We start from the raw sequence: 25,589 nt of genomic DNA, 5'->3' as shown, positions 1-25,589 counted from the left end.
TACGCTTAAACTGATTCCTTTTATTTTTTTTGATTTTAATGAAGCTGTAGTTATTTTTTGTTCTTTAAACGGGTTAGTGCTTCCAGGTAATAATAATCTGCATAAGTCAATGGCACATCCACTTCCGATTGCATAGGATAAGCTCCTGTACTATGCTTTAAAATAAAATCACCATTTTCACCAACAGCCGCAGTATACTCCGGTGATGCCAAAGTCCGGATCTGCGTTTCCACCACCATCCTATACTTTTTTGACTCTGCCCCGCCTACATAATCACTCAACTCCGTTAAAGCGGCCGCTATCAAAGCCGCTGCAGAAGCATCTCTTGGCGTATTGGGAATTTGAGGAGCATCAAAATCCCAGTAAGGAATATAGTCCTTCGGCATTCTAGGGTGATCAATGATAAATGTTGCTATTTTCTTCGCCTGTTCCAGGTAGCGTTGTTCCTTCGTTTCACGGTACAGGTAGGTATAGCCATATAAACCCCAGGCCTGGCCCCGGCTCCATGCTGATTCATTAGCAGCACCCTGGTGCGTTTGTTTCAAATGCGGTTGGCCGCTGAGTGTATCATAAGACACCAGATGGTAAGAGCTGGAGTTGGGGCGGAAATGATGTTGAATTGTTTTATCGGCGTGTGAGATAGAGATCCGTTTAAAAACCGGGTCACCCGAATACCGGCTTGCCCATAGCAACAATTCCAGGTTCATAATATTGTCAATAATAACCGGATATTGCCATAGCTTTTTATTATGATCCCAGGAACGGATCAAACCTACTTCCGGTTTGTAGCGGGTGGCTAAAGACTTTGCACCGGTCAATAATACTTCATTATACGAAGGGTCTCCGGTCAGCCTCAACCCATTACCAAAGCTGCAATACAACATAAAACCCACATCATGATTGTCGGTAGTATATTTTTCTCTTTCCACCCTGGCCGTGTAGAGCTTTGCATATTTTAAAAGTTCGGCGTTTCTGTTATTTTCATACAGGTACCACAAAACACCGGGGAAGAAACCGCTGCACCACCAGCGCGAATCAGAGGACACATCTTTATCCTTTTCAAATGTACGAGGCAGCCTTCCCTCCTGTTCTTCATACTTTTTTGCCATCAGCAGGGACTGCTTTTCGGCAGCGATCAACGCTTTATTCACGATAACTTTAAAGGGTATTTGTTTTTGGGCATTTGTATGATTACCCAGGACTATAGAAGCCATCAACATTATCGCTACTGCAACTTTACCATTCATCATTTCTAAAAGCATTATTGTTATTTAAAGAATTGATCTGCAAACTTTACAAACTGCTGCCAATCGTACAGGTTGATATCGTGGTCGCCGGTTCTTACATGATAGCCGATAGCACCTGCTCTTATCGGCTGATCAACCGGCGGCATTTCGCTGGTATTTAAACCATCCAACCCAAATAATTTGTAAACCGGTTCTGCATGTACGCCCGATAAAAACTCTCCCTTAGGGTCCGCCCATTTATCATCTACCGCACTGGCGATGTACACAGGACGCGGAGCCATTAAAGCGATCAGCTGGTGCTGATCTACAGGCAGCAACTCTTCTTTGTCATTATATTTTTTGAAATTGTGGCAAAACCAATGCGGGAAAAGATTATTCACAATACTAACCGTTTCTCCATAAGTACGTTTGGTAAGTGCCGCACCACCACAACCCGAGTCATTAGAAATAGCCATAGCAAAACGAGGATCAATAGCGGCCGTCCACAAAGCCGTTTTTCCGTGACGCGAATGGCCTACTACTGCTATCTTTTCACTATCAATATCCGCATCCGTTTTAAAATAATCCATTGCACAGCTTAAGCCCCAGGCCCATGCAGCCAGCGTACCCCATTCATCAGCTGCTGGTCTTGTTTGACCCTCTTTATAAAATAAAGGCTGCACGCCATTTTTATAGCCATCGTTATAGTCGGGATCAATATCGCCGCGATATACAGTAGCTACCGCATAGCCGTTGGCAATTAACATTTCAATAGGCCAGCGCGAAGATTCAGCCCCTCTTTTAAACACACCCGTGCGGCCTTCCACACCGTCAGGCCCGGGTTTCATACGAATAACAGACTGGGAAATACCCGGGTCTTCGCTCACCGAATGATTCCCTTTAAAATTCAAACCAAAGAACATAGGCACCGCGCCCCTGCGTTTATTAGGTATATACATTAATACGGTCATGAACTTTGTTTCGTCTTTGGTAAAATAAACAGCCACCTCTTTACGTGTAGCCATATTGCCCACCGCATACCGGTCTTCGTTCAACACTTTAAAATGAAGGTCTTCCGGATGAGCCGGCGCTTTACCGTATACATGGGTTTCAAACAACTGCAGGATCTCGGGCCGGCGTTTTTCATTCCACATCTTCGTGCTGGTAACGGCTTGTCCATTCTCCATTTTTAATGGGTCGGGCAAAGTATAGGGCGGCATTTTAGATTCGTCGTAATTAGGTTTTTGTGCATGAAGCATACCATATCCCAAAAGGAAAAGGGCGCCGGCAATAATTCTTTTCATATATGCAGTATTCTTTTATTTATTTAATGCTATCGTAATAGGCCTTCATCAGGTACCAGGCTTTTTTGCGAATGCCCTGGTCAGAAACCAATCCCTTGCGGTTCCAGCCATCCTGGTTGGTGGGATGAAAACGAAAGGGTGACCGGAAGTCGAATAATATCCATGGTGCTGTGCCACGCAGGTTCGGTATGTTTTTAAACATAGCCTGGTTATCACGATATAGCGTAGCCTGGTAATCTTCGCTCCAGGAGCTTACTATATCGGCATTGCCCGTTTGCCCCAGCAGCGCTTCCCCACCAAATTCAGAAATAATCAGGGGTTGTCCCTTGGCCACATTCCAGATGGCTTTATCAGGACTCACCGGCCATTGATGATACCAACCCATATATTTATTAACGGCAACCACATCCAGTTCTTTTATAAAAGGGTCGTCCATAACGAACTGTTGCTTCGCTTTATCAAACCGAACCAGATCGAATGCAGCGGTGATCAGCCTGGAAGTATCCATGCTTTTACAAGTCTGAACCAGGTATTTTAAAAAATCGTTACGCGATGCGGAAGGCTGGGTTTCATTGGCTACACCCCAGAAGGCAAGCGCACAGCGGTTTTTATCGCGGGTCACCATTTCCCTGATCATGTTACCGGCTTTCAAACGTGTTTCTTTATTTTCAAAATCAATGCCTTGCCAAACCGGTATTTCTTCCCAAAGCAGGAAACCCATTTTTTCAGCCAGGCGAACCGTATGTTCGTTTTGCGGATAATGTGCCAGGCGAATCATATTACATCCCAGCGCTTTTGCCTCCGATAATAACATCGCAGCATCTGCTTCAGAAAAAGCACGTCCCTGCCGCTGCGGTATTTCTTCATGAAAACTGGTTGCCTTGAGGAATATCGGTTGATCATTCAGGTAGATATCTTCGCCTTTAACATACAGGTTACGAAAGCCTATGGATTCTTCTACCTGGTCAGTTTCAGAACTGATGATCACTTTATATAATTTAGGTGCTGCAGGAGACCAGCGTTCCAGGTTCTTCACTTTAAACGAAACCGCTGCCATTCCATTTTGATCAGTAGTCAGGCGTTGTTTGATGTTCAGTTCGGGTATGGTCAGCTCTATGTTTTTACTGGCTGCTGTTTCTGAGAGTTGTACGCGGGCATCTACCTGGTCCGTCTTATATTTATTTAACTGTACAAAATAATCTTCAATAAAAACAGCCGGTGTTTTAACCAGGAAAACATCCCGGGTAATACCACCATAATTCCACCAATCAAAAGCCATTGCAGGCATTGCATCTTTAGTACGCGTATTATTAGCTTCCACTACCAGGAAGTTGCCAGCTGCCTTAACGGCATTTGTTACTTCTACGTCAAATGGCGTAAACCCTCCCTCATGCCGGCCAATCTCCTGCCCGTTTAAATAAATGCGGCAACGATAGCTCACCGCGCCAAAGTACAGGAACAGGCGTTCGCCCGGCATTTTAGCTGCATCAAAACGCCTGGCATACCATACGGTACCTTCATAATACTTTAGCTCCGGTAATTGGCTATTCCAGTCAGACGGTACATTAAGCCTCAACCCATTCTCAAAGGCATATTCATAAAAATCTGTTCTCCCTTCTGGTTTTTTGTTAAGGTAGATCTTGTTTTTACGCCCCTGATCGTATAAATCTACAATAGCGTCCCACTTCCCATTCAGCGATTGTATATTGCGTCCATACACATTTGCTATCAGTTGCTGTGCATTACTGCTGCCTATAGCAATGCAAATGACAACAACCGTTGTTATAAAAGTTCTGCTGATCATGCTCACTTATTTTTTTCCCTGTAAATTTTTAAAGCAAATCCGCCACCCTGCGCCATTTTCAGAATCATTTTCCGGCTAGACGGAATGCTGATCATTTCCTTTTTATAATCAGATGCAATACGGTTGGCATTAACGCCATCCCTGAAAACTTCAGCGGTAAAATCGCCGGCGCCCAAAAAAGACAAATCAATTTCCATGTTGCGCGCTTCCCAGTTCGTCAATCCTCCCACATACCACTGATCTCCTTTTTGCCGCGCAATGGCAATGTATTTCCCAATAGCTCCATCTAAGCTAATAGTTCGATCCCATACGGTAGGGATATGTGCAATAAAGGCAGTACACTCAGCTTCCTTTTCATAGTTATCAGGACTGTCGCACAACATATTTAAAGGAGATTCGAACACTACATATTCAGCGAGCTGGCGGCAACGGGTGCCCTGGCTCATGGGTTCGTCGTTAATACCCCTATGTGTTCTTTTGGTCGCATTGCGCATCGCACCCTGGGTATAATCTACGGGACCCGCCACCATCCGTATAAAAGGCATCGTAACATCATAAGTTACCATATCCATTTCAGGGCCGGTCCACTTCATTTGTTCCAGTCCGTTCACCGCTTCGTAATTGATCACATTAGGATAGGTGCGATTTAAACCGGTTGGCTTATACGTGCCATGAAAGTCTACAAGCAGTTTATATTGGGCTGCTGTTAGGGCCGCACGGTAATGAAAGTCTACCATGGGCTGATCATCGCGGTCCATAAAATCGATCTTAAAACCTTTTACCCCCATCTCAGAATAATGCTTACATACTTTTTCCATATCACGGTCAAAAGCATAATAACCCGCCCATAAAATGATCCCCACATTTTTTTGCTTTCCATAGGCAACCAGTTTCTCCAGGTCGATCTCGGGCACTACCTGCATCAGGTCTGCTTTCAGATTAACTGCCCAACCCTCATCCAGTATTACATACTCAATCCCGTTTTTAGCAGCAAAATCAATATAGGCCATATAGGTAGGTGTATTAACACCTGCTTCAAAGTCAACGCCCGAAATGCCCCAGTGATTCCACCACTCCCAGGCCACTTTGCCTGGTTTAATCCACGCCCCATCATTAATGCGTGAAGGAGCAGCCAGCTTATAGACCATATCATTATCCAGCAACTCCTTATCACTGGTTGATACGATCAATATCCTCCATGGAAAATTTGTTGCGCCTTTACATTGCGCGATATAAGGCGCCCTTGATGTAACCAGTTGCTGTAACTGGTTATGACCACCCTGTTCTGTTGTTAATGGATAAGAAGCAAAGTCGGACTGCAAAGAAGTAGTTCCATCGCGGTTAATCAGGTACATACCCGGGTAGCTCTCCAGGTCAGATTCTGCAATACAAACTTTTTTACCATTATCCAAAGCCAACAACAGTGGCGTAAATGCCAGCCTGCTCTGGCTCATTTTGCTTAAAGACGTGTAGGTATAAGTATTTTCAAAGGAATTAAAGTACTGCTCTTCTATATCTTTGGCTTTACTCTTAACATAAGGTACCCATACATCATAATCTTTGGCGAAGTTGAAAACCACCGGTTCATTTTTCACCTTAAAGCCAGCTTGCCGGGTTGATACAAAACGATATGCAGCCCCCTCGTTATAAGCCCTGAACACCAGGTTAAAGCCTTCTTTAAATTCCAATACCAATTCTTTACAATGATCGGTAATGGTACTTTTTTTATATAGGACCGTGCGGATCTCCTGGTTTAAAGTTGTAGTATGAGCTCTCTTGAAGGTTGAGCCCACCCCGAACGCTGATCCATCCCCCAGTTCCATAGCCACCGGTGAAGGGCTGAGCACTAAGTCTTTTTCATGAATCACCGAATACGTAATCTGCTTTCCCACCTGGATGTTTACAGACAGCTTGCCATCGGGTGATTGCAGCTTAAAATTTCGTTGAGCAACAAGCGGGGCGATGCTACTCAACAGGCAAAACGTTAGTAAAAAAAATCGCATGAATTTATCTTCTATTTTGAATGGCCGGATCCGGCTAATTGGTATTTATATAAAACGTAATCATTCTCCTTTTGTAGCTGCAGTTTCAATGTGCCGCCGGGACCGGTAACCTGGTTTATGTTCAGGCCACTCCCTAATATTTTTGTACAAATCAACCTCGTATTTTCCGGTAACCAGGTTTTTATTGTTGCGTGTTGTTGCGGATTTTTCTCCCGGAAAACAAGCAGGTAGCCATAACCCTTATGTATAGATTGAAAGCCCGTCCATGATCGGCCTGACGGTTCATCTCCAATGGGCAGAATGGTTCCTTTATGAAAATCGTGCTGAATATTTTTATAAGCTTTGATCACTTTAGCCAGATCCAACGCCTCCGTGGGCAAACCGGTCCCTTCAAACCAGGCCAGCGGTTGAGCAGCCATAGTGATAGCGAAGAGGTATTCAAAAGAATAATGAGCAGGTGCAAAAATATCTTTTCCGTATTTACCGGTATTACGCCATTTATTCAGGAATTCGATTTGTAATTTTTCTGCAGGCACATATTTAGACAATAACCAGAGATTACGCAAGGTCCAGTAGGGATAATAGTTCTGCCAGTCTGTGTAACGGTTTTCCAGGAAGATATTGCCATACTCGTTGAAAGAATGATAGCCACTCCTGCGCCCGGCAGTTGCGTCCAGGTTAAATACCACATTATTATTGCTTACCTCCAGCACGCGGTCAAACAATCTACGAAGGTTGATCTCTGCCTGTTTGGTAGGTATTGCTAATCCGTCTATTTTAAAAGTACGTATACCATAGCTTTGATACAATTTAATTAGGGCCTGCGCATCTTTTTCCCAGTCGGCATAATTATTTTGTACACTGGGGTTAAACCATAGACAGATCTCTACACCCAGCTTTTTTCCTTTTTCAACTACCGGTCCCAGGCCATTAGGATACTTCACCGGGTCTGGCGTCCAGTAATCAGGATTATTCCAGATATTTTCAAAAGAGCCTTTCGCTACTGCTGAGTTCGGGCTTTTTCCCTGTTGCCAGCCATCATCTATCTGGAAATGTGTAATGCCCAGCTGTGCCGCTCTCTCAACCTCCCATAAACTGAATTGTTCATTCACCCGGGAGTCCTGGCTCCTGTCGCCCCAGGTATTCATCATTACCATCTCATCACGGCCCGGAAGCAGCTTCCGCATATTTTTTTGATAACTACGCAGGGCAGTAAGCCGATTGAGTTCTCCTCCATTATATACGCCGGTCACAACACTGTATGCTTTACGCCATTCGTCTTCTTTAATGTCTTTAGGTGTTAAGCCTGGTCCGGTAACCATAAAGTGACCGAACTCCGTAGTAAAATCATTGCCGGGGTAAGCCAGTTGTGTTGTTGAAGAAGGCGCTTCCTTCAGTAAAAAAAATCCTGCATCCGCCTCCATATCCTGCGCGAACAAAAGATTACCCCTATATGAATTTTTCCGGTAAGGGATGATATTCGTTTCAAAAACCAGGTTATTGTTCCAATCTGTGATATCGTAAAATTCTACAACTCTTGTTTGCCAGTGAAAGCCGCCTGGCTTCAACTGATCCAATATACCCGATACCGGCCTGGATTGCATATCTGCGGCAAACTCTATATTTTTCTGATCTCCCTGGCTGGTGGCCGATCTATCTGAAGTTTGATTCATCTTTCCCCTGAGATAAGTATCGCAGGCTATAACCGGGCAGTCTTTATAAATGCGAAAAACTCTCTTTACTTCCAAAGTTCCAACTGCGAAGCCGACAGTAGCTTCCAGGTATCCCGTCCGGATAGAGTTTTCGGCCACTTCTGTGTAAGTAAATGAGCTATTGCGGGCCGGAACCTGGCTACCCGACACTGAAAAATCCGGTGATTTGGATTGATTCAACCAGGTATGTTTATTGCTTTTGTTGGTAAGACTATAGGTGATCAGGTTCCCTTTATTCCATGTGAACTTTCTTTCAACCAATCCATTACCTATTACCAGGGTATCCTTCTCTAAACGGCTATAGTAATCATTTTGAGATGAAGCTGCAAATGGCACCAGCACCAGTCCAATTATTTTCAGGAAAAGCCTCATTAAATCGCCTTTAATTTTTTATCATCAGAAAAATCCCGGTTATGTATATTGTTCATCTGGAATACTCCCGGATAAGAAGAAACATAGGATACCATTGGTTCTGGTTTAATGGTAGATTGCCTCACTACCAGTTCCCCATCAAGAATACGCGTGATCGGTTTCCAGGCAGCCGGCTCTTTATCCATTAAACTGAACAACAGCGACATCGCAGTTTTGCCTATTTCCCGGTTGGGTACTGCAATGGTAGTGAGTGAGGGGTCGGCAAAGCCTGATCCGTAATGATCGCCAAAACCCACTACCGCAATATCTTCCGGTACTCTTTTGTTCAATTTTTTAAGCACCTGTATCGCTTCAATAGCGATGGTGTCATTAGCCGCGAAAATGGCATCAACAGGCTGCTTTTGCTCCACCAGGTGTTTCACCTGCATTTTTACATTAGTCAGGTTGAGATCAGTATCAACTACCAGGTCTTCATCATACCCAAGACCATGCTTATTGAGCGCAGCGCGGTATCCATTCAACCTTTTCTGCGTGATCTGCATTTGGGCCGGTCCCGTCAGGTGCGCAATGCGTTTCCTGCCTGAAGCAATCAGGTGTGCCACTGCGTTAAATGAAGATTCATAATCGCTTACCACTACTTTGGGAACCATCATTTCTCCACATACCCGGTCGAAAAACACAATAGGAATACCCCTGCGATAAAAAGTCATCCAGTGATCATAGTTGATAGTTTCTTTAGTAATGGATACCAATACACCATCCACGCAATTGGCCAGCATCACCTTTGAGTTGGAAACCTCCGTTGCGTAAGTTTCATTACTGGAAGCCATCAGTAGGGAAAAGCCCTGCCTGGCAGCTTCTTCCTGTGCACCAGCCATCACCATTGGATAAAAAGATGAGATCAGCTCCGGCACTACAATCCCGATTGTTTTGGTTTTGTTCGTTCGTAATCCAATCGATAACATGTTAGGCTGATACGCCAGCTGGTCGGCCAATGCCAATACCTTCTGCCGTGTATCAGGATTAACATTAGGATTGTTGGTTAACGCACGGGAAACCGTTGACTTAGATATATTTAATTTTTTAGCAATATCTACAATCGTTATCGAATTACCTTTCATATACAATCGTTTTACGTTTATCAGCAATGGTTATGCTCCGCCAATTTGTCAAGAATCGTTCATCTATTTGTCGACGCCCATCTAAAATGGATCGTTTTCTGAACTTTTGTTTATTCACCACTTAGTGAATTATACCCGGACATACAGGCGGTGTATCGTTGACAACGAATGTAGCATGGACATGAACCGGGAACGGGTGGGTTTCATTCGAAAATGGTATAGTTTTGTACAGTACGCAGATTTTGGGTAGTTTTTGTACAAAAAAGGTAGTTCTTGCCCTCTTGCCCGGCCTTGGCTTTTATTTGAACCGGGGAGACCTGATTTTTTTCTTCTTCAGAAAAATGATCCCTGCAGGAGTTGCAACGAAACAATCAGCTCCTGAATGCTCGTATTGTTACCGGGAAGAAGAATCCCTTACCCGACAAAAAGTCAGAAACAGATAGCATATGCTTTGATTAATGGTAGCCAGTAGTGCTATCAGGATGGGGTTAGACCTCGGCTATTGTTAGGCGTTCCCGGCCTTCTTTTTTATAAGAAATGCTTTTAATCATGGTTTAGGAAATCGCCTGCGCCCGCTGAGTGTGGTTATCACAATGGTTAATGCACCTACTGCGAAGAAGAACCATGACTTTGTTCCCAGCATCCACATAGAAGATAACTGCAGAAGCCCTGATAAAAAATAGATCAGCAGATGAATTTTGAAGGGAATGATGCGCACGGGCTGGAATATTGTTCATAAATACCAGGCTGAAATAATACCCCCGATACCACCGACAAAAGGTAATTTTTATCAATCCTTACCCACACCAGGAGTAGAGGAAGGTATTCGAGAACGTATGAAAATAGAAAAGAAAAAAAGAAAGTCCTGCCACCTAGGTTAATCAACAGCCTTCATGCATGTATATGTATAATAAAAATGACGGGCGAAAAACCCGTCATTTCAAACAACTAAAAAAATCATGATTAAATAATTCCTTCGGCATCTAAAAAGCAAAAAATCAATAACTTAAATTACTAGACCCAATATACATATTTTCTTGTTTTCAGCAAAAAAAAAATTATTTTATTTCCGGTTGCACGCATATAAAATCCACTTTAAAGGACCAAACCTCATCAAACTTGTTTGAACAATCAATAATTGCCTTTATCGTAAAGATTCAACTGGTTGGGTACGCCGGCTAAAAACATCCGCATCTACATAGACATCATACAAAGAATCGCCCGTCAGCAACTGTTCTAATTTATATAAATGGCTTGCATTTTCCAGGTCAAATATAAAGGAATACTTCCCTTTTAAAGTATTGCTATGCGCACGTGCCGTTATTAGCGCATCATAATAATTAAGGGTTAATACGGTTTTGCCAGATTCATTGGTCTGGGCGATTGGATTTTGATTAGGGGCCAGGATAACAAATCTTCTTTTCTGATCTTTTAGCTGATGCAATAGCCTTACATCAGCCTTTTCCACTTCACTTCTCATCATTTGAATTTTACTGATATAACATATGCAAATGCCGCGCCAAAGCAAATTAAAAAGCACCCTTATTTTATTACGACCTGGAAGCCATGAAACAGGCTAGTCGGGGTATTTGACGGTCTGTTATGAGAAACCGGTAATTGGTTTGATACGGGCATCTTTTCATTTACTGCTGGGTTCCATATTTCCCGGTATGTTCTGAACCGGTATAGATATGGACGCCTTGAACTGATCTAAAAGAAATACCAGACATAATCGTTGCTTCCATGCCGATCTGGACGAGATTGTAAAAAAACTCAACGAAAAAACACAGGTAAATCCATCAACCAGACACCACCTACTGATCACTCATCACTACACCGTGTTTGATGTTGTTTTCCTTTTTTACAATCAACCACCAGCAAATAAATGCCACTATTGAAACAAAGGTCCAGAACAGGTCAATCAACAAAATATCTGTATATCCCCTGGAATAAGTTATCCATATCCAGTTGCCGGTTATAATACCATTTACAATCGGGATAGCCAAACCGATAATTGCCCCTAAAAGCATACAATCCCGATTGGTCTTATAATTATTCTTACGGATGCTTAGCAAAACTGCCACAGCCAGCCAGCTCCAAAAATAAAACGGGTAAATAAAGGCCATACCTCCACCGGGGTGGATTTTAACAGCGATAAAGGAGGCGGCAGTAACCGGGAACATGCCGAGGCTTACAGCTAGGTAAATATGCGTCAACCATTCATTAAACCGCTTTTTCTTTTCCGGGATATTCTTTTTATTACGGGCGGTGAGCCAGATCAATACGCCGGATATGATGACTACGCATCCGCATATGCCTAACAAAAAGTATAGAATCTTGACGAAGTATCCTCCATAATTGCCAAAATGCAGGTTATAGATCAGGTTTTGCACTACATCGGTATAGCCGGATGGACGACCCGGGTCTTTACTTTCCAACGCTTGCTTAGAAGTTGCACTGTATACGACCTCTCCACTACTTACAAACTTTTCATCGGCAGGTAATGCATTCTTTACGATAACTTCCATTGAGGCATCGCCATAGTTAACTAACTCCAGGCTCGACAGCCGCGTATGATCCCACCTGGCCGCTGTTTGTTGTAAAAAGTAATTGACATCCGCTTTTGCCTGTAAAGGTGTATGTACAAAATCTGGGTTTCGTTGGTTATAACCAAGTACCGTATTTAATGAATCTTCATTCCCTGCAAACCGTATCTGAGCGGTTGGCTGCGTAAACAAAGGATAGCTAACCAGGAAAAAACTACCGGTTACTGCAAAAATTAACAGGAATGGAAAGCTGATCACGCCCAGAGCCGTATGCAAGTCCGTCCACACTGTTTTCAGTTTTTCCCATGGGCGGAACACGTAAAAATTGGAAACAATCTTATTCCAATGCAATAACAGCCCGGTGATCAATGCAAACAGGAATATAAAGGCTACCAACCCTGCAATATAGTACCCCAGTGGGAAACCTACATCGGCAATGCTGTTGAGCTGCGCCAGGAAATGAAGCCGGTATAAAAATTCTCCCAGGTCGTATGATTGTTTATAATCGGCTTTTGTATGCTTCTGAATATCATAATAAAAAAATCCGCCTTTGATTTTGTTAGTCGTATCCTTTGACTCAGATATAGAAACACCCAAACGCGGGGTGTGAGGATAAACGTAGAAAGAAAGATTACGACCATAGAGCCCATATTCTTTATGTAATGAATCAGTAATAGTATTAAAATCCAGTTCATATCTCGAGGAAACCGGATTGGAAACATTTTTCTGCCAGTTGGATATTTCGCTTTTAAAAAATGCGAATGATCCTGCAAAGAAAATTACGAACAGGATCGCGCTGATAATAATTCCGCTGATGGTATGGGTATGAAAGTAAATATTATAATTGCGATTGTTCATTCACTGGAAACTTTAAGCTACTTATAAAAAAACAGGCAGGGCAAACAGAAGAGTCAGCAGGATATACCAAAGCCAGACCTTCCACCCGTTCTTTGAAAGGAAGGAAAGGATCATCAGGGCACACCATAAAAGATAAGTGGAAAAGAAAGCAGTGACGGCTATAGTTTTTGCATCAAATAGCTGCATTAATAATTGGTGAAAGCTCAGCGTAACCAGGTAGCCGCCTATAAATGCAGCTGTAATTTTCAGCACCCGCTGACCTGGTGCGCTCATGTATTTTTTATTTGCCGGCATTATTTCAATACAATTAATTCGATCAATAAACTCAGGACAGTAATAAGCAGTATGTGTTTTAGTTTGACATATCCAAGAGGAGCCAATGCTATAATATAACAGGCGCCTGCCATTAATAACAATATAAAAGTAAACAGGCCCAGCATCCAGCCATCAGCTATTATGAGTCCTAACAGGCTTAGCAACATCAACAAGAGTCCCGTGTACCTGGCTCTCCTCTTATTAGACTGAAGCCACTCCTGATAACCTCCTACATTAGAAAGTCTGGCTTTAGCAGAGGTATTATACTGCTGAAAGAACCCTAAAAAACAACAAATGGCCAGTAAAGTGTACATAGCTTTATTGATAAATTATCATCATCGCGTACAAAAGTAGCAGCGACTGCACCGCCGGTGTTTACTAAATGCGGAATTTCTTCACGCTTTTGCTGTTGCACCCTGAAAACGAGCCTGCCTGGCGACTGCCCCCAGTTCGTAGACGCTATAGCTAACAAGTTTAAAACCTTGCTTTTATTTACAAAATGCCATCTTCCGTTTCAATAATTGAGGTATTGCTTTTAGTTATTGTCATTTATCTAAACATTCATCTGCTGATCGTTGGAAATGATGTTTTTAGTATCTTTATAGAACACTGCCCCAACTGTCATATATGAGAAAGCAACTGAACTACGATGAGGTGCTACATACCATGCGTTTATCGAATAGCGATGAACTTGTACAACAGGGTACGCTTCTTTTAACGCTTGTTCATGAAGTAATGGAAGAAAAATCTTTAAATAAGCAGGATTTCATTTTTACTCAATATGACGAAGGCCATATTTTGATTACTCAGGTTAATTCGGCAGATAAACCCGTGGATTGATCGTTCACCTTAGCTTTAGCCATTCTATTACCATAAGAAATCATTCTTTCAACAGACTTCACTTCAGCCTGCCTTGGTGTTTGGCATACTTCTTTATTATACACTCCTGCCTTTTAAGCTATCAATATACATAGTCTTGCTTAGAAGGTTAATTGTATTATTAGCCCTAAATCTACCTGGCATGACAACATTATCAGCAGCGGCGCGTAAAAGAAAACCCATTACCCTGAAAGGTATATGGAAGGTGCTTAAAGAAACCTTCAGGGGCTTTTCCGAACACAAGATCACCAAACTAAGCGGATCTCTTGCCTATTATACCGTATTTTCAATGGGACCTCTGCTGGTGATGATCATTTCACTTTGTGGGCTTTTTCTGAAAAAGGAAGCGGTAGAAGGCGAAGTATTTGACGTTTTGAAAGGATTTGTAGGTCAGGATACAGCCATCCAGCTGCAGGAGATCATCAAAAATGCCTCACTGGCGGGTAAAAGCAGGATCGCAGCTATTATAGGTGGTGTTACACTTTTGATAGGGGCAACTACCGTATTCGGAGAGATACAGGATTCGATTAATTCTATCTGGGGGTTGAAGGCAAAACCCAAAAAAGGCTGGTTGAAAATGCTGCAAAACCGGATCCTTTCTTTCTCTGTTATTGTCAGCCTGGGTTTTCTGCTGCTGGTATCGCTCACGTTATCGGGAATAATCGAAGGCATTAGCAGTGCCCTGCAGGCAAGATACCCGGATGTTACAGTGGTGGTATTTTATGTTATCAACCTCGTTCTCACCCTGGTAATCAGTGCCGTTATATTCGCCGTTATATTTAAAGTATTGCCGGATGCAAAGATCCGCTGGCGCGATGTACTGGCAGGGGCAATAGTTACAGCCATTTTATTTATTCTGGGTAAATTTGGTATTTCTATTTATATATCTCAAACCCAGGTAGGCAGCACTTATGGCGCAGCGGGATCGCTGGTTGTGCTTATTGTATGGATCTACTATTCATCCATCATCCTCTACCTGGGCGCTGAGTTTACCAAAGCTTATGCGGTAGCATACGGCGACGATATACACCCTAATGATTACGCGGTTACCACCAAAGAAGTAGAAGTTGAAACCGGCAGAAAGACCATTCAACAGAAGGAGCAGGAAAAAGAATCTCCTGCCTGATAATGGCAAATTAAATAGTTTCATAAATATTATATCAACATTATGTTTGTGCATTTAATTTCTTCATAACTTTAGTAGGTTAACCCATTTATCATTCAACATAAAACTCTGATATGGCAACAAAAAAAGCGGCCGTGAAGAAGGCGGCAGCTAAAAAGTCCGCTCCGGCAAAAGCAGCCCCTAAGAAAGCGGCTCCAGCAAAAAAACAAGCGGCAGCAAAACCAGCAGCTGCTCCCAAAAAGGCAGCAGCTAAAAAAGCAGCTCCAAAGGCTGCTCCTAAAAAAGCGGCGGCTAAAAAGAAAAGAAAAATCAATCCTGCATTATTAGTGCCACTAACACCTAGTGCTGTACTGGCTGCTGTAATTGGGAACAAACCAGCATCAAGACCCGATATTATTAAAAAAGTATGGGCTTATATTAAAAAACAAGGGCTGCAGGATACGGTTAACAAACGTATGATCAATGCTGATGATAAGCTGAAAGCTTTATTTGGCGGGCAGTCCCAGGTTTCTATGTTCGACCTGGCTAAGATTGTAAGCAGCAACGTAAGCAAATAAGGTTCAATACTGATAGAAAATAACCAGTAAGGAGATCTCGGGTCTCCTTACTGATATTTATGTAGGCAAAGTACTATACAATATTGTTTTGCCCATCATCAACCACCGGTATCTATTTTTGCCAAGTACCGTTACACTTCAATATAATCCGGCTAACGCTACAAAATGGCTATTTTGCAGGCTAATCTACTTAGTATGAGCCTGGAAGAAAAGATAGCACAGTCTGAAACCCACGTTTTTAAAACCGTTTTTCCCGATAGTACCAACCACCATAACACGATGTTTGGTGGCAAGATACTGCTGCTGATGACGGAAACTGCTTTTATGACGGCCACGCGTTTTGCCAGGAAAAGCTTTGTTATTAAAAGCTGTGACCAGGTAACGTTCATCCGCCCTATTCCCGCTGCATCTTTAATTGAAGTGATAGGCCATGTAGAACAGGTTGGTAATACAAGCCTGCGTATCCGGGTAGACATCTTTCTTGAAAAAATGCTGGAAGCAGGCAGGGAGAAGGCTGTAACTGGCCTTTTTACTTTGGTGGCTATTAACGACCACCATAAACCCATAAAGATCATTTAGATATCTTTCCCGGATCGCAACCGGCATCAATAATTCGTTGCTGTCAAAATGCTGTTGATTACAGCGTCATTCCACCGTCAACAACCATTTCGGAACCGGTAATAAAAACAGCTTCAGGTCCGGAAAGGTAGGCAACCAGCTTTGCTATATCTGCAGGATCACCCATTTTTTTCAATGGAATTTTATTTACCAGTTGTGCATTGATCTGCTCCAGCGTTGCTACGTCTAATCCTGCTTTTTTCATCACTTCTGTTGTATGGGGGCCAGGACTTATAATATTCACCCGGATGTTTTTATGAGCCAATTCTGCAGCCGCTGTTTTAGCTATGGAGTTGAGTGCCGCTTTGCTGGCCTGGTAAACCGAACTATTAGGGCTGTGGGTGGATGCTACAATGGAGGACAGGATCACTACCGAAGCCCCCTCATTCAGCAGTGGTATTAATTTACTCAATGTAAAGTAGGCGCCTCTGAAATTGATATTCATTACCAGGTCAAAATTTTCTACAGAAGCATCTGCTATCGATGCGAAACCGCCGGTGATGCCCGCATTAATAAAGAGTATATCGATTTTGCCAAATCGTACCTGCAATTCCTCCTTCAATTTTTCAATATCCTCCAAGCTAGCCTGATCGGCTACAAAAGGAATGGTGCCTGTTTCAGCGGCTGCTTTTTCGATTGCCTCCTTTCGCCTTCCGGTAATCAATACGGTTGCTTCCTGAGCAACCAATTCTTTAGCCGCAGCCAGGCCGATACCGCTGTTGCCACCTGTAATTACCGCTACTTTGTTTTTTAATGCTTTATTCATTATATAATTTTTACAAAGCTATCGGCTATATGGTATACTTTTGTAACCAGTATCACAGAGTATACCAGTTATATTATGGCAATTACCAGGAACCAGGAAGAAGAATTAAAAGCGTTGCAAGACACCCTTTATTTTATCGGGGGTAAATGGCGCATACCCGTTATTAATTCGCTGTGCAATGGCAATAGGCGCTTTCGTGAAATAGAACGCAGTATACCAGGTATTACAACGCGCATGCTATCGAAGGAGCTGAAAGACATGGAGCTGAACAAGCTGGTAAAAAGAACGGTTTACGCCGACACCCCGGTGCTGGTAGCATATGAACCCACAGCTTACTGCCGTACTTTTGGAGAGATCATCCAGTCTATGATCAATTGGGGCAGAAAGCATCGTAAAACAATTTTGCGGAAATCCTGATGAGGTTAAATATGCTTACCGGATATACTGGCTGGTTAGAGATCCCTCTGCCTTTAACAAAGCTCCCGGTGTTCCTTCAAATATTACCCGTCCGCCTTTATGCCCGCCTTCAGGTCCCATATCAATAATCCAATCGGCATTTCTAATAACGCTTACATTATGTTCGATAACAATCACCGTATTACCTGCATCTACCAACCGGTTCATAATCGCCAGCAGGTGTTCAATATCTGACATGTGCAGGCCTGTTGTGGGTTCATCCATCACATAAACGCTTCCTTTTTTATGTAGCTCACTGGCCAGCTTGATGCGCTGGCATTCCCCACCCGACAACGTACTTAAAGGCTGGCCAAGACTCAGGTACTCCAAGCCTACATCCAACAGCGCCTTTAGCTTTTTTTGGATTTCTTTTTGCTGAAAGAAGCCCGATGCTTCTCTTATAGTCATATCCAGCACATCGGCTATCGATTTACCATCAACCGTATAGGCTAACACCGCCTCCTTAAAACGGCGACCCTGGCAGATTTCGCAAGGTATCTTAATTCCGTCCAGGAAAGCAAGGTCGGTATAAACTACACCGGCACCCTGGCAATTATCGCAGGCTCCGTCCGAATTAAAGCTGAACAAAGAGGCGCTCACCTGGTTGGCTGAAGCAAATACTTTACGAACATCATCCATGATACCGGTATAAGTAGCGGGATTAGAACGGGTAGACGTGCCCACTGCCGATTGATTAATTACTATAGCATCGGGATATTGCTGCAGGAAAGCATGATGGATGAGAGAACTTTTTCCTGACCCCGCTACACCGGTAACCACCGTGAGCACGCCTGCCGGAATACTTACATTTACATGATGGAGATTATTGGCATGAGCGTTAATAACGGGTAAGGAGCCTGTAGCGGTGCGAACCTCTTTTTTGATAACAGCGTCCCGGGTCATATATTGACCTGTTAGTGTACCTGAGTTCAGCAATCCTTCAAAGCTACCTTCAAACATAATAATTCCGCCCCGTTTACCTGCATGTGGGCCTACATCTACAATATGATCAGCCACTTTTATAACATCAGGATCATGCTCTACCACTATTACCGTATTGCCCTTATCCCTTAACTTCTTCAGCAGATCGGTAAGCCGGTGCACATCCCTGGGATGCAATCCTACGCTGGGTTCATCAAAAATATACATTACATCTACCAGGCTACTACTCAGGTGCTTTACCATTTTAATACGCTGCGATTCTCCGCCCGAAAGTGTGCTGGTTTCCCGGTCAAGACTCAGGTAATCCAGTCCTATATCTACCAGGTGCTGTAACCTTTCCGTTAAAGTTTGCAGCATTGGGGCGGCAAGCGGCTCGTCAATATCTTTTAGAATACTGATCAACTCCATCACTTCCAAAGCAGCTAATTCGGCTATATTCTTTCCTCCAATTCTGCAGTTCAATACAGCCTGGTTCAACCGGGCGCCTTTACAAAGCGGGCATTCCTGCAACCCGATAAAGGGTGCAACTTTTTTCTGGGTGCGCTCCGACATTGTTTTAAGATCGCGCTTAATAAAAGCTTTGGTGAATTTTTCAATAACGCCCTGGTAAGTCACATTCATTTCACCGCCACCAAAAGCCATTTTAACTTTAAGGAGTTTGCTATACAACAACAAGTCCATTTCTTCAGCAGAATAATCACGCAGCTTCTTATCATTGTCAAACAAACCTGATCCCTGGTACATCGCATTTTCCCAGGCGGCAAACACGGGCACCTGCACTGCGCCTTCGTTCAAAGATTTGTCTTTATCCAAAAAGGAGTCTGCCTTTACGCCCATCTTTTTGCCGAGGCCGCTACATTCCGGGCACATTCCCTCCGGGTCATTAAAAGAAAATACATTTGAGTTACCAACGAAAGGCTTTCCCACCCTGGAGTACAATAACCGCAATACAGGAGCAATATCCGTAATAGTACCAACGGTTGAATGAGACCCTCCTCCTAACCGTTTCTGGTCTACTACAATCGGCATACTTAAATTCTCAATGGCATCTGCATGTGGTGGCGCATACCGCGGCAGGAAATTACGTACAAACATGGTGAAGTTCTCATATAGCTGGCGCTGTGCTTCTGACGCAATGGTATCAAAGACAATGGAGGACTTTCCAGAACCTGAAACTCCTGTAAAAATTGTAATCTTCTGTTTAGGTATACTTAGAGATATATTCCGGAGGTTATTTTCCCGGGCGCCTCTTATATGTATAAATCCTTTATCCATTTGTCAGCTTTTCGTTGATGATTCGTTTAGAGTAAAAAAAGGGGCATGCAAAATAGGGTATTTTATTGACCGGGGCGGAATTTTTGTTTTCAAAATAAAAGCAATATACCACCGTTGTGCAGCGTAGTTGCGGTGCGGTGTTTAGCCGAAGCAGAATCCCTGTAACTATACGGCTAATGGAACCATTTATTTTTCCTGATGGGAAAGATGAACAAAGCGGCATTCAGCGAGATCAATGGGTAGCCGATACGCGGCATAGACGTTAATTCCTTATGCAATACATCTATAAAGAGGTAGTGCCTACGGCATTATTTACTTTTTCTTAGGTCATTGATCTCATTTCCCATTAGTTTTCTCAAGAAAATTAGCTTCACTTATATAGCCATGCATCTCTCCAATTAAAAGCCTACCACCTAAATTAGGTATTCATCACATCTACCCGGCAACATGCAAATAACTAGCTTTATGGTAACTAAACCAATTCGACATGAGCTCCTTTAAATACGCAGCCAAAAATGCGGCGCCGATATATGAATCGGTGGTGAATAATAAAGGTAAAAAGATCATCAACAAAATATTGATGGGTACTTATGTAACCATACTGGAGCAGCAGGGCAACTGGTACCGGGTTGCCACGGCAGGTCCTGATGGCTGGATGCACTCAGACAATCTCACAGGTAATATGGGGCTTAAGATCTTCTTCCTCGATGTAGGCCAGGGAGATGGGGTGCTGATCGAAATAGGCAAATACAGGATACTGATTGACGCAGGCCCGGACAATAGTATGTATAGCTATTTAACGAAATGGCAGTTTAAGTATCTGCTGGACAATAATAAAAAAATCCATATAGATTATGTAATCATCAGCCATTTTGATACCGATCACTATAAGGGTGTTATCAGAATACTGGAAGATGTCAACTTCAGCTTTGGTACACTGATTCACCCGGGCATATTGAAATTTGCAACAAAAAACAATCCCTACAGCACAGGGCTGGGCGACACCATTAAACATTCGGGAAAAACAATACTCACCCACGTGTTCGACGACTTACTCAATACCACTGACCCGTAGCCTTTTAACAGGGATATTTCTAACTTTATGCAAGCTTTACAAAAAGCGCGTAGCGAAGGCAGAATCACCAACACCCAAAGATATGAGCAGGGTACTTTTATCCTGAACACAACAATCGAAGGACAACCCTTTAACATGGAGGTACTTGCACCTTTTATGGAAAGCGTACCTGGTGGAAAAGGCTTTATATATTGGAAAGATGACGGTAAAACCATTAACGGGCATAGCCTGGTGATTAAGCTTCGTTTTGGCGCCAGAACCGTTTTATTAGGGGGTGATCTCAATACTCTTTCGCAGGAATACCTGATAACCCAATACGGCAACAACAACCCGTTTGAAGTAGATGTGGCTAAATCATGCCACCATGGCGCGTCCGACTTTACTGAAAAATTCATGCAATTGATCAATCCTTATGCTACTGTCATTTCATCGGGCGATAATGAAGGATATAGTCATCCACGAGCTGACGCTATAGGCTGTGCCGGCAAATATTCCAAAAGTAAGCGGCCACTGGTATATTCCACCGAACTGGCCCGGTCTACCGACATCAGCAGTAACAAGATATTATTTGGTATGATCGACCTGCGATGCAACGGTTCGGATATTTTCATGAGCCAGATGAAGGAACGAAAAAACGATGCAGATCTTTGGGATGCCTATGAGATCATCTAGCCTTTTACCAGTTCCTTAAACCAATACCATTTTTTCAGGGCGGCGCCTGCGCCTGGGGATACTATTTCGGGGCATGCTATTTGTTTATTCATTTAGAAAACTATGGCAAGCTCTAAAACAAAAACCAACAAGTTAGGCGTTAAAAATTCGCTGGTGAATAATATTAACGCCCGCAAAGAAAAAGGTGTGAGCAGAAGTAAGGCAGATTCTACGATCAGCAAAAAGGCTTACGAAAATATGCAAACCAAGTGGAGCCATAAAAAGAAAGATTAAGCCATGCCTCTGTCAATACCTCCCTGTATACTTAAAGGGCTGATATGGACTGAGATTAAATGTAACATTCCCTTTGGAATCGGAGCCGCCGGCACCGGCAACATCTGCTACAAGGAAATAGCGTGCCCGGGGTTTGTATTGATCTACTTTCAAATGATATAAGAACATATTTTTTTTATAAGGGATACCCCTGAATTTATCTGCCAGTGATTCATGCCTATCTTCGGCAATTACCGTTTCATTCTCCAGCAGTTTTACATTCTTAACTTTAAGAAAAGAGGCTCCTTCGGTATAAAAAAAACCAGCTGTAACCCTGCCATTAGCATATACCCTGGGTGTCACTTCCCATTTCATCAACGTAAAACTGGTATCCAGCTGTTTTGGCGACCAGGTACCTGCTACATAACCGCCAGGTTTAAAGTAATCCATTTTTAAGGCGTCGAGTCGTGGCAAATGATCCTGCACTTTGTTCAGGAAAACAGCAAGCGATTTTGTTTCAGGCGCTACCCAGCCAATTTCTGACACGGCCAGCAAACGGGGAAAATTCTGCACGTTGATATCTTTTACTTCCTGTGGTACTGCTGGCCACATATTGGCCTGTACACCTAATATGTATTTTTTTTCCTGTTCTGTAAGACCCTTTGCAGGATCGTAATTATAAACGGCCTCAATGGTATTAGGTCCCTGGTAATTCAGATCAGCCATTGTACCGTCATGACGCGAGGATTGCTGTATATCAAAGTAAAGCGGCCCGGACGGAGTCGCAATCGTATAAAACTGGTTTTGTGCAGCTTTGGTTACTGCCTTGCTCCCCAGCCAGGACATGATAACAGTAGATTTGGGAAGACGGTCCGCGTCTGCCAATATATCATTCCATCCAATAGGGCGCTTGCCTTTTTTCACAATTATATCGCTTACCCGTTGTACAAAATAGCTTTGCAGCTCTTCTACTTTCTCCATGCCCTTATCTTTCATAAATGCCTTTACATGTGGTTCATTCTCCCAAAGCCGGTGCACCACTTCGTCACCTCCAAAATGAATATAGGAAGAAGGAAACAGCGCGGCCACTTCCTTAAAAACATTGTCCAGGAAAGTATAAACCTCTTCCCTGGTAGGGTCCAGGGGATTCGGTGTAAACTGGAAGCCCCAATAACTCCAGGAATCGAGAAAAGGAAATACGTAGTCGGGCTTTGTGGTTTTATTAACGCCGAGCTCAGGATGCGTGAGGATCACTGGCCAGCAATGCCCTGGTACATCTATTTCAGGCACGATGGTTATATGTCGCTTTGCTGCATAGTTCACCAGCTCTTTTATATCTGTCTGTGTATAATACCCGCTCCGTTCGGCCGGCTGGCCGTGCCTGGCATCAAATACAGTAGTTTTGGTAGAAGTTAGCTCAGGATATTTTTTTATTTCCATACGCCATCCCTGGTCATCTGTCAGATGCAAATGGAGGATGTTCATTTTATACAAAGCCATAACATCCATATACTTCTTCATAATCTCTACTCCATAAAATGTGCGGCTTACATCCTGCATATATCCCCGCCATTGATAAAAGGGCGCATCCCTGACAATTAATGCAGGCACTATCCATTGTGTATTGCCCTGAACCATATTATTTTCGATGGCCGGTGGTAGTAGCTGGCGCAGGGACTGAATAGCATAAAACAATCCGATATGATTCTTTGCCTGGACTATGATTGCTTTAGAAGTGACATCTAAACTGTAGGCCCCGGAAGTGCTGTCTTCAAACCGGCTATTGATGAGTAAATAAATTCCGTGCTTTCCATTATGTGAAGTAGTTAACTTTAAAGGCAATTGATAGCCGGTAGGTTTTCGCAGGAGCTCTGCTAACAAAGACGCGGTTTCCGTGGCTGCCTTATTGTAAAATATTGTGGTAGCCGGTCCTATCAGGAACCCGCCGGTACCTTTTTGTATGGAAGCAGGCTGAGGTATAATCGAAATGGTATTATCCTGTGCATACATAAGATTTACGCCGGCAAACATCATTGCCAATAAAACAACCGTTTTGGGGTATAGTAACATAAAGAGTCTGGCCATAATAAAAAGCTGTTGCCGCAAATTAGCCCTTCTCCTATTGTAAAAGATGTGCAACGGTTTGCACAAAAAAACATCACTGCTGCCATTGCTTCAAAAGCAAGCCGCAGAAATGACTGTACATAGCCTCCTTCACCCCATAATTTGTAAAGCTGCTTCTTCGCCGGTGTTAATAGCACCTTCCATGAACCCTTGCCAGTCGGCCAGGTGCTCCCCGGCAAAATGGACATGCCTGAACGGGCGACTTAAGACGGGACGTAAAGAAAACCATTGTCCAGGTCCGTACAAAGCATAGGCTCCCCTCGAAACCGCATCATTACCCCAGTAGTAATTCACCTGCTTCCGCATCAGGGAAGCTATATCTTTCGCAAGAGGTTGCATCGTTTCAGTAATCATACGCGCATTGACAAAATCACTTTGATTGGCTATCACCGCCGCTTTATCGCCAATACTATAAGAGATCAATACGCCTTCCTGGCAAGGCTGTTCTTTGGTGGCGTGATAAAAATAATGAGGTAACTGATCGGTTACCATGTCAAATCCCTCTTCCTTCCAGAACCGCCGCTCAAATAACACCGCATGCTTATTGATGCGCGCATATTGCAGGGCATTGATAGCCTGTAATTTTTCGGGCGGTAAACGCGGACTCCAGTTAATTTTTGACAATGCAAAAGTCGGTACTGCACAGATTAATTTATCAGCAGTAAATTGTTTTCCGTTTGTACAGGTAATTATAACTTTGTCCGTTTGCTGTATCTGGCTTACCGTGCAACCCAACAGGATATGCTCCCTGCCAATGGCATCTGCAAGACGGATTGCCAATTGCTGGTTACCTCCTTTTATTTTCAAATCCATTTCGTTCTTCTCGCTGCTTTCAGCATATTCAGCTAATGCAGCAAAAGCCGATACCTGCCGGATACTCTCGCCAAAATCAGTACTATCCAATAGTTCCCTGATCTCAAGATCTTTGCCGTCGCAGCCGTTGTTAACCAGGTAGCGCCACCAATCAAACTGATCGAGATGCTGCTTATCCTTATCAGTTAAGTCTGCATAGCCTTTCAACAACTGATTCCATTTTGTATTCCAGGCTTCACTGAAGCCCCAGCTTCCGGCAGGCGCGTAAACGTCTTTATAAATAAGATGCGTGTTCATTTGGTTATTGACCAAATCCAGCTTAAACATACCACATAGCTCCCTGATTCGGCTATGCGAATTACCGATCCATTCGCCCCCTAATTCAATAACGAGCTGGTCGGATACCGGATGTGAAAACACGCGCCCTCCGATCCTGTCCCTGGATTCCAATACAATAACCCCATATCCCTTTTGCTTCAACGCGTACGCTGCGGAAAGACCGGCAAGGCCTGCACCTATACATATAACTACCCGTTTCTTTGCAAGTGATGCAATAGCTCCTGCATGGTTTTGAACAATGATCCCGGCTGAAAGTAAAGCAGATTTTTTAATGAAGTTCCGGCGTGACTGCATGGTAAAAAGTTTCATTGCAAAAATGAAACAACTTAGACTGCCTTTTTATCCCTATTTCTAGGGATGGTTTCTGTTATTGCCAGGATAGCAGGATAAAAGTAGACTCAAAAAAGCCCTGACAGTCTTCGCCAGGCTTAGAC

General features: G+C 43.3%; 22 protein-coding genes. 8 read left to right on the top strand and 14 right to left on the bottom strand.

The window, feature by feature from the left end; all coding sequences use genetic code 11:
* Positions 1 to 50: 50 nt before the first annotated feature.
* The 10 genes from ACLOAU_RS23000 to ACLOAU_RS22955 form a co-directional block, all read right to left on the bottom strand.
* Positions 51 to 1,262 carry a glycoside hydrolase family 88 protein gene (locus ACLOAU_RS23000; protein WP_427864256.1) on the bottom strand — a complete coding sequence of 404 codons (1,212 nt, stop codon included), beginning with the start codon at positions 1,260 to 1,262 and terminating at the stop codon, positions 51 to 53.
* A gap of 5 nt (positions 1,263 to 1,267) precedes the next feature.
* Positions 1,268 to 2,530: an alpha/beta hydrolase family protein gene (locus ACLOAU_RS22995; protein WP_427864255.1), complete on the bottom strand. Its 1,263-nt coding sequence runs from the start codon at positions 2,528 to 2,530 to the stop codon at positions 1,268 to 1,270.
* Positions 2,531 to 2,549: 19 nt separating this feature from the next.
* Positions 2,550 to 4,334 (bottom strand): glycoside hydrolase family 2 protein, encoded by a 1,785-nt coding sequence (locus ACLOAU_RS22990; protein ID WP_427864254.1) that lies wholly within the window; start codon positions 4,332 to 4,334, stop codon positions 2,550 to 2,552.
* A gap of 2 nt (positions 4,335 to 4,336) precedes the next feature.
* The gene (locus tag ACLOAU_RS22985) at positions 4,337 to 6,337 is read right to left on the bottom strand and encodes a retaining alpha-galactosidase (RefSeq protein ID WP_427864253.1); all 2,001 of its coding nucleotides are present in this window, start codon (positions 6,335 to 6,337) and stop codon (positions 4,337 to 4,339) included.
* A gap of 11 nt (positions 6,338 to 6,348) precedes the next feature.
* Positions 6,349 to 8,421, bottom strand: a complete 2,073-nt coding sequence (locus ACLOAU_RS22980; RefSeq protein WP_427864252.1) for an alpha-galactosidase — start codon at positions 8,419 to 8,421, stop codon at positions 6,349 to 6,351.
* Entirely contained in the window at positions 8,421 to 9,542 is a 1,122-nt protein-coding gene (locus tag ACLOAU_RS22975; protein WP_427864251.1) for a LacI family DNA-binding transcriptional regulator, read from the bottom strand. The genes ACLOAU_RS22980 and ACLOAU_RS22975 overlap by 1 nt, the downstream gene beginning before the upstream one ends.
* A 1,144-nt stretch (positions 9,543 to 10,686) precedes the next feature.
* Positions 10,687 to 11,025, bottom strand: coding sequence for a hypothetical protein (locus ACLOAU_RS22970; RefSeq protein WP_427864250.1), 339 nt, complete (start codon positions 11,023 to 11,025; stop codon positions 10,687 to 10,689).
* 331 nt (positions 11,026 to 11,356) lie between these two features.
* Positions 11,357 to 12,946 (bottom strand): PepSY-associated TM helix domain-containing protein, encoded by a 1,590-nt coding sequence (locus ACLOAU_RS22965; protein ID WP_427864249.1) that lies wholly within the window; start codon positions 12,944 to 12,946, stop codon positions 11,357 to 11,359.
* Between the two features lie 21 nt (positions 12,947 to 12,967).
* A complete protein-coding gene (locus tag ACLOAU_RS22960) occupies positions 12,968 to 13,219 on the bottom strand; it encodes a hypothetical protein (RefSeq protein WP_427864248.1) in 252 nt (83 codons plus the stop codon).
* A 20-nt stretch (positions 13,220 to 13,239) separates the two neighbouring features.
* Positions 13,240 to 13,575 (bottom strand): DUF3325 family protein, encoded by a 336-nt coding sequence (locus ACLOAU_RS22955; RefSeq protein ID WP_427864247.1) that lies wholly within the window; start codon positions 13,573 to 13,575, stop codon positions 13,240 to 13,242.
* A gap of 313 nt (positions 13,576 to 13,888) precedes the next feature.
* Between ACLOAU_RS22955 and ACLOAU_RS22950 the strand changes: the two genes are divergently transcribed.
* The 4 genes from ACLOAU_RS22950 to ACLOAU_RS22935 all read left to right on the top strand — a co-directional run bounded on the left by ACLOAU_RS22950 (position 13,889) and on the right by ACLOAU_RS22935 (position 16,402).
* On the top strand, positions 13,889 to 14,101 hold the full coding sequence (locus ACLOAU_RS22950) for a hypothetical protein (RefSeq protein ID WP_427864246.1): 213 nt from the start codon (positions 13,889 to 13,891) through the stop codon (positions 14,099 to 14,101).
* Between the two features lie 181 nt (positions 14,102 to 14,282).
* Positions 14,283 to 15,266, top strand: coding sequence for a YihY/virulence factor BrkB family protein (locus ACLOAU_RS22945; protein ID WP_427864245.1), 984 nt, complete (start codon positions 14,283 to 14,285; stop codon positions 15,264 to 15,266).
* 113 nt (positions 15,267 to 15,379) lie between these two features.
* On the top strand, positions 15,380 to 15,823 hold the full coding sequence (locus ACLOAU_RS22940) for an SWIB/MDM2 domain-containing protein (protein ID WP_427864244.1): 444 nt from the start codon (positions 15,380 to 15,382) through the stop codon (positions 15,821 to 15,823).
* A gap of 165 nt (positions 15,824 to 15,988) precedes the next feature.
* Entirely contained in the window at positions 15,989 to 16,402 is a 414-nt protein-coding gene (locus tag ACLOAU_RS22935; RefSeq protein ID WP_427864243.1) for an acyl-CoA thioesterase, read from the top strand.
* Positions 16,403 to 16,460: 58 nt separating this feature from the next.
* On the opposite strand, the gene ACLOAU_RS22930 is transcribed toward ACLOAU_RS22935, so the two are convergent.
* The gene (locus tag ACLOAU_RS22930; protein WP_427864242.1) at positions 16,461 to 17,207 is read right to left on the bottom strand and encodes an SDR family oxidoreductase; all 747 of its coding nucleotides are present in this window, start codon (positions 17,205 to 17,207) and stop codon (positions 16,461 to 16,463) included.
* A 75-nt stretch (positions 17,208 to 17,282) separates the two neighbouring features.
* On the opposite strand from ACLOAU_RS22930, the gene ACLOAU_RS22925 reads away from it, so the two are divergent.
* Positions 17,283 to 17,624: a winged helix-turn-helix transcriptional regulator gene (locus tag ACLOAU_RS22925; protein ID WP_427864241.1), complete on the top strand. Its 342-nt coding sequence runs from the start codon at positions 17,283 to 17,285 to the stop codon at positions 17,622 to 17,624.
* Positions 17,625 to 17,639: 15 nt separating this feature from the next.
* Here the strand turns inward: ACLOAU_RS22925 and ACLOAU_RS22920 are convergent, their stop codons facing one another.
* Positions 17,640 to 19,880 (bottom strand): ATP-binding cassette domain-containing protein, encoded by a 2,241-nt coding sequence (locus ACLOAU_RS22920; RefSeq protein ID WP_427864240.1) that lies wholly within the window; start codon positions 19,878 to 19,880, stop codon positions 17,640 to 17,642.
* 487 nt (positions 19,881 to 20,367) lie between these two features.
* On the opposite strand from ACLOAU_RS22920, the gene ACLOAU_RS22915 reads away from it, so the two are divergent.
* The 3 genes from ACLOAU_RS22915 (at position 20,368) to ACLOAU_RS22905 (ending at position 21,900) form a co-directional block, all read left to right on the top strand.
* A complete protein-coding gene (locus tag ACLOAU_RS22915; protein WP_427864239.1) occupies positions 20,368 to 20,955 on the top strand; it encodes an SH3 domain-containing protein in 588 nt (195 codons plus the stop codon).
* 27 nt (positions 20,956 to 20,982) lie between these two features.
* The gene (locus ACLOAU_RS22910; RefSeq protein WP_427864238.1) at positions 20,983 to 21,627 is read left to right on the top strand and encodes a ComEC/Rec2 family competence protein; all 645 of its coding nucleotides are present in this window, start codon (positions 20,983 to 20,985) and stop codon (positions 21,625 to 21,627) included.
* 102 nt (positions 21,628 to 21,729) lie between these two features.
* Positions 21,730 to 21,900, top strand: a complete 171-nt coding sequence (locus ACLOAU_RS22905; protein WP_427864237.1) for a hypothetical protein — start codon at positions 21,730 to 21,732, stop codon at positions 21,898 to 21,900.
* Positions 21,901 to 21,912: 12 nt separating this feature from the next.
* Here ACLOAU_RS22905 and ACLOAU_RS22900 read toward each other — a convergent pair whose 3' ends face one another.
* Positions 21,913 to 23,964, bottom strand: a complete 2,052-nt coding sequence (locus ACLOAU_RS22900) for a beta-N-acetylhexosaminidase (RefSeq protein ID WP_427864236.1) — start codon at positions 23,962 to 23,964, stop codon at positions 21,913 to 21,915.
* Positions 23,965 to 24,093: 129 nt separating this feature from the next.
* Entirely contained in the window at positions 24,094 to 25,464 is a 1,371-nt protein-coding gene (locus ACLOAU_RS22895; protein ID WP_427864235.1) for a flavin monoamine oxidase family protein, read from the bottom strand.
* Positions 25,465 to 25,589: the final 125 nt, after the last annotated feature.

The sequence above is a fragment of the Paraniabella aurantiaca genome, assembly GCF_050309965.1.
Classification (GTDB): Bacteria; Bacteroidota; Bacteroidia; order Chitinophagales; family Chitinophagaceae; genus Niabella.
The sequence above is the reverse complement of the archived record's forward strand: the minus strand, read 5'-3'. Positions and strand labels throughout refer to the sequence as shown.